Origin of the sequence: Moorena sp. SIO2C4 (assembly GCF_010672485.1) — a bacterium.
GTDB lineage: Bacteria > Cyanobacteriota > Cyanobacteriia > Cyanobacteriales > Coleofasciculaceae > Moorena > Moorena producens.
Genome location: NZ_JAAHGN010001102.1, coordinates 1 through 2,428, shown reverse-complemented (window position 1 = coordinate 2,428; position 2,428 = coordinate 1). Strand labels below are relative to the sequence as shown.

The window sequence follows — 2,428 nt, the reverse complement described above, 5'->3', positions numbered from 1 at the left end:
TGCTCCCCCCTTAATAAGGGCAGGGCTGGGGGGGGATCTAATATCTTGCGGAAAACTTTGAAAACACACCCTAGGGGGGCAAAACCATACCCAGAATCAGCAACGCCGCATTGATAAAATCCAACAGCGTCCGCCGTTCCAACCCTTGGTTCAGGTCTTGCAGAGTTCCCATGATGGGCAAGGTATGCCGATCAGAGGTTTTCTGTGAATTCAATAAACTAGATAACAGCTCATGGAGCGGCAAAGATTAAGGTTTGTTTTGAAAACTTTCATCAGCTTTAGACATGGTCTATTCTAGCTTTTTTGCAACACCTTTTTTTCATTACATTGCTAACGATGCCAGCTCATCCATCGACACCATACCATCTTTATCGACATCCAACACCTCAAACATCAGGGTGATTAATCCTTTCTGGGTGCGGCCTGTCCGTTCTGCCAATGCTGCCCGTAGTTCTGCGGGGGAAATATAGCCATCCTGATTTTGATCGAGAAAAGCAAAGGCATTTTTGACACCCTGTTTCAGCTCTTCTCTGGTGATTTCCCCATCGCCATCAGCGTCCCATTGCTCATAATCAACCAAAACTCTCCAGGCATCTTTCATACAGCTTTCCACGATCAGGTTTTGGCCGGGTAGACATTGCTCCAAAGGCGGAGCACCTCCATTTGCGTTGACATAATCTACCAACGGTTTGATTTGATCGAGCCCCCTCAACAAGAATTGGACAATACTGAGGTTGTAAATCTTTTGAGGGTCAAATGGAGCGTGGTTAATGCTGACAATTTTTAGACTCGGGTAGTCTTCAATTACTACATCAAGATCGGCATGGAGAAAATTGGATGCTTCCCGATCGGGCGTGCCGCGAGTTTCGGCAATCGCATCTGGTAAGATGTACCCTGGCACCTTAATCAAGGCCATTTCGGTATCCAATGGCATCTCTTCCAACAAATCCCTATATGTGAACGATTCTCCCTTCTCATAGTCTCGCTTACCCCGAAAGGATCCTCCCTGGATCATAACTAGATCGACATTTTTAAAGCTTTTCTTGATATAAGAACATAGGGTTGAGGCCACTTTTTCGGGTTGGAATCGCATCCGTTTAGAAGACATGGGTTCTTTTACCTCAAAAATTTCCACATCCATCAGCGAACCTAGAAAATTCTGGGTACTTTCTACAAACTTTTGGACCTTGGTATCGGCATCAAAATGGCTGGCTGGCAACAGATGAACAGCACTATGCCACTGCTCGGAAGCATCCCACCACACATCAACAACCACCACATTAGTAGCATCAGCACCAGCCTTAACAATCAGGCTCCGCTCAATTTTCTCAATATAAATCTCATGCTCGTGCCCCCCAACAATTACAGGAACCTTACCACTAAGTTGGTCATCTTGCTGGATCCCCGTGGCTAGTTCCCGATCTTCCGCAATTGTCTGATGGGTCAACGGAATCAGCATGGTTGCCTGATTGGAACACTTAGACCAGGTTTCCTTTAAAGCATCAAAGATGGGTTGAATGGTTAGGTTCGCCCCGGGTCGGAAAGTATTGATCTTACTAGTGCAAAATCCAGCAAAGGCAACTCGATGAGAACCTACCTCAACAATTTCATATTTCGGAAGTGGCTGACCACTGGCATCTACAATTGGCAAGTCCAAGATGTTGCTATTTAAGCATTTTCCTTCGTAGGTTTTGAAACGCTCACCTAGGACATCCAGGCTGACATCGAATTCATGGTTGCCAAAGCAAATATAATCAATTTTGACTACCTTGAGCACGTCCAGCATGGCTTTACCGCCATCAAGTGAGGTAATTAAACAAGGAGAGAGAAAGTCTCCGCTGAGGCAGGCAATCACCACGGCATCTTCCGATGTTTCCTTCAGGGATTTAATCACCGTTTCCACGTAGGGATAATTTTTGATGTCGTAAACATCATTGATCGAAATGATTCTGAGATAGTTGCCCACCGCCTCTCGGGGTTTCGGCAGATACAATCGAGGAGTTGTCATGACGGTAAGTAATTTTTAGGTTTCAGTAATTTTATCTAGAAAAATGATAAACAAAGAGATAAGCAAAAATTATAATTAAAATCTTAAGAATGACACTGATGCCAGTGACGGCGTTGCTGAATACACAGATGCATCGGGAGCAGGCACCGGAACATCTAAAGACTTGAGGTTTGGTCGTGATTTAGGACTACCTGTAGTCTATAAATACTTATTTCTTTAACGTGCCTGTCCTGCTTATTACCACCTTAGTTTTTTTTCAAAAAAACTTAAAAAGAATTACAATTAAGAGTTTGTAACTACAATAACTAAAGTTCCCTGGTCTGAAGTTCCCGACAACTGCGGCGAAGTCTACTTTACTTACCCATTAGCAGCCGATCCATAGGATAGCAATCCGTGTAGGAATTGTGATAATTTTTGATA

The 2,428-nt window shown here is 43.9% G+C and carries 2 protein-coding genes; both read right to left on the bottom strand.

Annotation, left to right across the window (positions count from 1 at the left end; all coding sequences use genetic code 11):
* Nucleotides 1-70: 70 nt before the first annotated feature.
* A complete protein-coding gene (locus F6K20_RS34240) occupies nt 71-214 on the bottom strand; it encodes a hypothetical protein (RefSeq protein ID WP_287297764.1) in 144 nt (47 codons plus the stop codon).
* A 108-nt stretch (nt 215-322) separates the two neighbouring features.
* Entirely contained in the window at nt 323-2,008 is a 1,686-nt protein-coding gene (locus tag F6K20_RS34235) for an EF-hand domain-containing protein (protein WP_287297762.1), read from the bottom strand.
* Nucleotides 2,009-2,428: the final 420 nt, after the last annotated feature.

What these genes read in the sequence shown, in the direction of transcription:
- F6K20_RS34235 (WP_287297762.1), bottom strand. Translation starts at nt 2,008, where the DNA reads ATGACAACTCCTCGATTGTATCTGCCGAAACCCCGAGAGGCGGTGGGC.